Raw genomic sequence first — 6,821 nt, forward strand, 5'->3', positions numbered from 1 at the left:
CGATGGCCGGCGGGACGGCTCCGGCGTGCCGGCCCCGCAGCCGATCGCCGCCGTCGCCTCCCCCGTCGCGGCCCAGCTGGCGCGCCAGGTGGCCGCGCCCGCCGGTCCCGCGCCCACTCCTGTGGAAGGCTAACGGCATGCTCGCAAGTGCCCGGACCACCGGACGTCTCGTCGCCGCCGCCACGGCGGCGCTGCTGTCCTTGCCCACGCTCGCCGCCTGCTCGGGCGACGACGCCACGGAGGCCGCCGAGGGGAAGTCCCCGGAGGAGGTGCTCGCCGATGCCTCGGCCAAGCTGACCGAGACCACCGGCGTCGACCTGACCCTCTCCACCGGTGCCCTGCCGGAGGGCGTCTCCGGCATCGCCAAGGCGGCCGGCACGATCACCCAGGCGCCCGCCTTCGACGGCTCCATCACCGTTGTCTTCGCGGGCCAGACCGCCGAAGTGCCGGTCATCGCCGTCGACGGAGACGTCTTCGCCCAGCTGCCGTTCGCGGAAGGCTGGCAGAAGGTCAACCCCAAGGAGTACGGCGCTCCCGACCCGGCCGCGCTCATCGGCGAGGACGGCTTCCCGGGCCTGCTGGGCCTGACGGAGTCCCCCGAGGCGGGCGAGAGCGTGCGCGGCGGGTCCGACAACACCGAGATCCTCACGACCTACTCCGGCACCGTCCCCGGCGACGCGATGGACGCGGTCATCCCGTCCTCGGCCGGTGACTCCTTCGACGTGGAGTGGCAGATCGCCGACGACGGCGAGCTGCGCAAGGCGACCATGACCGGCGTCTTCTACCCCCACACCGACGCGATCACCTACACCGTGGAGTTCGCCGACTACGGCACCGAGAAGGACATCACCGCGCCGTGAGCGCGACCGAGCAGGCCTCGCGCACCTCGCGGCTGCTCCTGTCGATGGCGGCCGTCGCGGTCGCGTTCGCCGCCGCCGACACGTACGTCGTGGTGCTGGCGCTGCCCGACATGATGACCGGCGTCGGCGTGCCGATCGACCAGCTGCAGCGCGCCGCGCCGATCGTCAGCGGCTTCCTGCTCGGCTACGTCGCGATGCTCCCGCTGATCGGCCGGATCGCCGACCTGCGCGGCCGGGTGCCGGTGCTCGTGATGGCGCTGCTGCTCTTCGCGGTCGGCTCGCTCATCACGACGCTCGCCTACGACATGCCCAGCATCGTCGCGGGCCGGTTCCTCCAGGGCGTCGGAGGTGGCGGGCTGGTCCCGGCCACGCTCGCTCTCGTCGCCGACCTCTACCCCGTCGGGCGCCGGGGCATCCCACTGGGCATCGTGTCGGCGGTCCAGGAGATCGGCTCGGTGCTGGGACCGCTCTTCGGCGCTGCCGTGCTGGCCGTGTCGGACTGGCGGGCGATCTTCGCGATCAACCTCGCCGTCGGGCTCGTCCTCGCCGCCGCGATCCACACCCTCGCGCCGGCGGAGGTGTCCGGGACCCCTGCGTCACGCCGACGGCGTCCCGACCCCGTCGGCCTCCTGCTGCTGCTGGCGACCTTCGCGGGCGGCCTGGTCGTCTTCCTGCGCCCCTCGGGCCTCATGCGCGACCTCACGTGGGGCCGGCTCTTCATCCCGTTCGCCGGTGACGGCCGCTGGCTCACGCCGATCGGCGCGTCCACGGTCGTGGCGCTGGCTCTGCTGCTCGCCTGGTGCTGGTTCGCACCGCGCCCCCTGCTCGACCTGCAGGGGTGGGCCCGGGTGCTCGTGGAGGCCGACCTGGTCGGCGCCCTCCTGCTCGCCGCTGCCCTCGGTGGCGTGATCCTGGCCTTCGCCACGGCCGATCCCAAGGTCGAGGTGTTCTCGCCCCGGGGCCGCTGGTACCTCCTCGGCGCCGCCCTCGCGTCGGCCGCCTTCGCCTGGCACGTCCGGCGCGCGGCCAACCCGCTGGTGCCGCGCGGCGCGCTCCGTCGTACGCCGGCGTGGGGAGCGTTGCTGGTCAGCTTCTTCATCGGTGCCGCCCTGATCGCCGCGCTCATCGACATCCCGCTCTTCGCCCGCACCACGGTCTATCCCGACGACCAGCTCCCCGCCGCGCTCGTGCTGGTGCGCTTCCTGCTGGCCCTGCCGGTCGGCGCCGTGGCCGGCGGCTACCTCATCCGCTTCCTCTCCCCCGGCGTCGTCACCGCGATCGGCATGCTGCTGGCCGCGGCCGGCTTCGTGCTGATGACACGGTGGGGGCTCACCACGGTCGAGGAGCCGATCGTCAACCTCGCGCTGATCACCGGCGGCCTCGGCTTCGGCCTCGCGCTGGCCCCGGTCAACGCCGCCCTGCTCGCCCACACCGACGACGACGTCCACGGCGTCGCCACGGCCTTCGTGGTCGTCTCGCGCATGGTGGGGATGCTCATCGGCATCTCCGCGCTCACCACGATCGGCCTGCGGCGCTACTACGCCGAGCAGCGCGCCGTACCTCCCGTGCAGGACGTCTGCGACGGCAGGAGCAAGTGCAAGGAGTTCTCCGACCTGCTGCGGGTCGCGGGCATCGCCCAGGAGCACGCGGTCTTCTGGGGCGCCGCGGGGTGCGCCGTCGTCGCGGCCGTGCTGGCGCTCGTCGTCTTCCGCGGGGTGCGCGCCGACCGGGTCAGCACTCGTCAGGTCATCTCGACCCACTGAGCGCCGACCCGGCGGACGGTCGGGTCACGGGGTGCGTGCGCCTCCTGCAGGCCCAGCCCCACCGCATCGCACCGGCGGTCCGGGCGAGCGTGCTGCTGCCGGCCGAGGGCGCGGCGACCGCGGGCTCCAGCGGTCCCGTGGTGGCCGCCACCTGACGGCAAGTGTCCGCGGGGGACGAGCCCGGTGCGCGACGGCGTACGCCTCCGCTAGCCTCGCTGGCGTGGACGACTTCAGTGACCTGATGGACGCCAACCGCGCGTTCGCCGACTCCTTCGACCTCGGCGGCTTCGACGGCAAGGCGCACGCCGGCATCGCGCTGGTGACCTGCATGGACTCGCGGATCGACCCGTTGCGGATGCTCGGACTCAAGCACGGCGACGCCAAGATCTTCCGCAATCCGGGCGGCCGGGTGACGCCGCAGGCGCTCGAGGCCCTCGTGCTCGGCGTCCACCTGCTCAACGTCCAGCGCATCCTCGTCGTCCCGCACACCCGCTGCGCGATGGCGTCCGCATCGGAGGCCGAGCTGCGCGTCCGGGTCGGCGAGTCCGCCGGCGTCGACGCCAGCTGGCAGTCGTTCGGTGTGGTGACCGACCAGCTGGAGCAGCTGCGCGAGGACGTCGTGAAGGTGCGCACCCACCCGCTGATCGGCGACCGCGCGGTGGTCGGGGGCTTCCTCTACGACGTCGACACCGGGCTGCTGACCCAGCACGCCTGAGCGGAGGCCCCTCCTTCGGGCGGTGGTCCAGCCACGTTCCGCGGGCTCCGAAGGTGGCTCCACCACCGCCCAGTACGGCGTGGCGCCGCGGCGCGCCGGCCGGAGGTGGTCCAGCCACGTCCCGCGGACCCCGAAGGTGGCCCCACCACCGCCCGCTTCGGGAGCGGAGCTACTTCAGCGTCTGCTTGCCGCCGTGCATCAGCGTGATCAGCTGGGCGACCTTGCCGTCGGTCGCGGCGTCGCGGGCGAAGGACGTGAGGTTCATGACCGGCTTGAACTTCTGGCGCGTGATGGCCTTGGCGTAGGTGAACTCCTTGAGCCCGTCTGGGCCGTGGATCCGGCCGAAGCCCGACTGCCCGACCCCTCCGAAGGGCAGGGCAGGCACGGCGGCGAAGGCGATGACGGAGTTGACCGACGTCATGCCCGACCGGATGCGGCGGGCGATGGACACGCCGTTGGCCTTGGAGAACACCGCACCGGCGAGTCCGTACTCGGTCGCGTTGGTCAGGCGGACGGCCTCGTCCATGCTGGCGACCGGGTTGATCGCCAAGGTCGGCCCGAAGGTCTCCTCGGTGATCTCGGTGGAGTCCTCGGGCACGTGGGTCAGGATCGTCGGCTGCACGAACCGCTCACCGACGGCATCGGAGCCGCCCAGCACGACCTTGGCGCCCTTGGCGATCGCGTCGTCGATGTGGCTCTTGATGACGGCGAGCTGCGACGGCATCGTGATCGGCCCGATCGGGGCCTGGGAGTCGGCCCCGGCTCGCAGGCCCCTGGCCTGCCTCAGGATCTCGGTCATGAAGGCGTCAAAGACGTTCTGGTGGACGTAGACGCGCTCCGTCCCGATGCACGTCTGCCCGGCATTGGCCATCCCGCCCCACAGCGCGGCCTCTGCGGCCTTCGGCAGGTCGGCGTCCTCGTCGACGATGAGCGAGTCCTTGCCTCCGGCCTCGATGATGACCGGGGTGAGGTTCTCGGCGCAGGCCGCCATGACCAGCTTGCCGGTGCGCCCCGATCCGGTGAAGGCGAGCTTGTCGATCCTCGCGGTGCACAGCGCGTTGCCGGTCTCGCCGAGCCCGGTCACCACTTGCAGCACGTCGCGGCCGTGCACCACCTCCCGGAAGCTCTCGGCCAGCCACTGGCCGACACCGGGGGTGTACTCGCTGGGCTTGAACACCACGGTGTTGCCCGCGGCCAGGGCGTAGGCGATCGATCCCATCGGGGTGAAGACCGGGTAGTTCCACGGGCCGATCACGCCGACGACGCCCAGCGGGTGGTACTCCACCGTGGCGGCCTGGTTGGCCATCAGCAGGCCCGAGCCGACCTTGCGCGGGCCGAGCACCTTCTTGGCGTGCTTGGCCGCCCAGGCGATGTGGTCGATCGCGAGGACGATCTCGAGCTGGGCGTCCCCGTGCGGCTTGCCCGTCTCGCGGTGGGACAGGTCGGCCAGCTGGGCGAGCCGCCGGGTGATGACGCTGCGCCACGTCAGCAGGTGCTCCGCCCGCTCGTCGAACGACAGGTTGCCCCACCAGTCAGCCGCCTCGCGGGCACGCGCGACAGCGGCGTCGACGTCGGCCTTGCTCGTCACCGGGTGCGTGCCGACGACGTCGCCGGTGGCGGGATCGAGCGAGTCGAACGTCTCGGTCGTGGTCGGCTCGAGCGTGGTGCTCATCGGGACTCCTTGATGAGGTCGGCGCACTTCTCGCCGATCATGACGGTGGGGGCGTTGGTGTTGCCGCGCGGGACCCGCGGCATCACGGAGGCATCCGCGACCCGAAGGCCGTCGACGCCGTGGACCTTCAGCTCCGGGTCGACCACGCTGCCCTCGACCGTGCCCATCGCGCACGTCGCGACGGGGTGGTAGAGCGTCTGGCCGAGCCGGCCGATGCCCTCGATGATCTCGTCGTCGGTCGGGTCGGCGGACGCCGGAATCCAGGGCTCGTCGATGTACTTCGCGATCGGGCCCTGCCGGAGCACCTCGAGCGCGGTGCGGAAGCCACCGATGATCGCCTCGAGGTCGGCGCGGTCGTCGAAGTAGCCCGGGTCGATCTCCGGGTGCCAGGTCGGGTCCGCCGAGCGGAGCCTGACGTGACCCGAGCTCTGCACGTTGACCAGCGTGACGGCCGTCGTCAGCGCCCGGCGTACGGGCTCGTGCATGCCGTTGTCGTAGAAGCCGGTCGGCGCAACGTGCAGCTGGATGTCGGGCAGCTCGAGGTCGTCGCGGGAGGTGTAGAACGCTCCGGTCTCCGCGACGTTGGAGCTCAGCGGCCCCTTGCCGGCGGCCTTCCACTTCACCAGGTTGCCCAGCCCCAGCATCTCCGCCACGTCGGTGGTGTCCTTGGTGTAGCTGAGGATGCCGGCCACGGGGTGGTCCTGCAGCTTCTGGCCCACCCCCGAGGACTCGACCGCGACGTCGATGCCCATGTCGCGCAGGTGCGCGCCGGGGCCGATGCCGGAGAGCATCAGCAGCTGGGGGCTGTTGATCGCGCCACCACTCAGCACGACCTCCGCCTCGGCCCGGGCGACGTGGGCCTCGCCGCCACGGGTGTAGGCGACACCGACGGCGCGGGTGCCCTCGAGCACGATCCGGGTCACGAACGCCTCGGTGCGGACGGTGAGGTTGGGCCGGCGTGCGGCGGGGTGGATGTAGGCGTCGGCGACGGACCAGCGCCGCCCCTTCTTGCAGGTGACCTGGTAGAGGCCGACGCCCTCCTGCTCGGCGCCGTTGAAGTCGTCGTTGCGCTTGAGCCCAGCCGCGACCCCGGCCTCGATGAACGACGTGCTGAGCTCGTGGTTGTAGGTGCGGTCCTCGACGTGGAGCGGGCCGTCGGTGCCGTGGAACGGACCGCCGAGGCGGGTGTTGCCCTCGGCCCTGGTGAAGTAGGGCAGGACGTCGTCGAAGCCCCACCCGGTGGCGCCGTAGGCGTCGCGCCACTCGTCGTAGTCGCCGTGGTTGCCGCGGATGTAGATCATCGCGTTCATCGACGAGCACCCGCCGAGCGCCTTCATGCGCGGCCAGTAGGCGCGGCGCCCGCCGAGGTGCTTCTGCGGCGTCGTCTCGTAGTTCCAGTCCCACTTGGTCTTGAAGAGCATCGAGAACGCCAGCGGGATGTGGATGTTGTCGTCGTCGTCCGCCGGGCCGGCCTCCAGCAGCAGGACGCTCACCTGCGGATCCTCGGTGAGCCGGGCGGCGACGACACCGCCGGCACTGCCCGATCCGATGACGATGTAGTCGTACTTCTCGTCGGGCATGGGCTCCCTCTCGACCGACTGTGACGCGGGCCACAAATCTACTGAGAGGGTGACCGCGACACAACCACTGTCAGGGTCGGAGCACCTCCCCGCCGCGTCCTAGGTGTGATGCCCAGGCACGTTGTGCGATCGGGCACGGCAAGCCGTAGATAGGTGAAGGCCTCCCGGTGTGGAGTGGAGCTGTCTAGGACTTCACTTCACGAGGGAGGCCTTCATGGCCCACGCTAACGC

The 6,821-nt window shown here is 71.5% G+C and carries 5 protein-coding genes; 3 read left to right on the forward strand and 2 right to left on the reverse strand.

The window, feature by feature from the left end; all coding sequences use genetic code 11:
- The first annotated feature begins 137 nt into the window (after positions 1-137).
- From JWN97_RS06975 to JWN97_RS06985, 3 genes are all read left to right on the forward strand, one after another.
- Positions 138-860, forward strand: coding sequence for an LppX_LprAFG lipoprotein (locus JWN97_RS06975; RefSeq protein WP_297620483.1), 723 nt, complete (start codon positions 138-140; stop codon positions 858-860).
- The gene (locus JWN97_RS06980) at positions 857-2,623 is read left to right on the forward strand and encodes an MFS transporter (protein ID WP_363321261.1); all 1,767 of its coding nucleotides are present in this window, start codon (positions 857-859) and stop codon (positions 2,621-2,623) included. Before JWN97_RS06975 ends, JWN97_RS06980 begins: the two co-directional genes overlap by 4 nt.
- 220 nt (positions 2,624-2,843) lie before the next feature.
- Entirely contained in the window at positions 2,844-3,338 is a 495-nt protein-coding gene (locus JWN97_RS06985; RefSeq protein ID WP_297620486.1) for a carbonic anhydrase, read from the forward strand.
- A 169-nt stretch (positions 3,339-3,507) separates the two neighbouring features.
- Here JWN97_RS06985 and JWN97_RS06990 read toward each other — a convergent pair whose 3' ends face one another.
- A complete protein-coding gene (locus tag JWN97_RS06990) occupies positions 3,508-5,010 on the reverse strand; it encodes an aldehyde dehydrogenase family protein (RefSeq protein ID WP_297620489.1) in 1,503 nt (500 codons plus the stop codon).
- Positions 5,007-6,590, reverse strand: coding sequence for a GMC family oxidoreductase N-terminal domain-containing protein (locus tag JWN97_RS06995; protein ID WP_297620491.1), 1,584 nt, complete (start codon positions 6,588-6,590; stop codon positions 5,007-5,009). Before JWN97_RS06995 ends, JWN97_RS06990 begins: the two co-directional genes overlap by 4 nt.
- Positions 6,591-6,821 lie beyond the last annotated feature (231 nt).

The organism is Nocardioides sp. (assembly GCF_025965415.1).
In the GTDB taxonomy this organism is placed as follows: domain Bacteria; phylum Actinomycetota; class Actinomycetes; order Propionibacteriales; family Nocardioidaceae; genus Nocardioides.

Coding starts and splice junctions, on each gene's coding strand:
- JWN97_RS06975 (WP_297620483.1), top strand. CDS start 138: ATGCTCGCAAGTGCCCGGACCACCGGACGTCTCGTCGCCGCCGCCACG.
- JWN97_RS06990 (WP_297620489.1), bottom strand. CDS start 5,010: ATGAGCACCACGCTCGAGCCGACCACGACCGAGACGTTCGACTCGCTC.
- JWN97_RS06995 (WP_297620491.1), bottom strand. CDS start 6,590: ATGCCCGACGAGAAGTACGACTACATCGTCATCGGATCGGGCAGTGCC.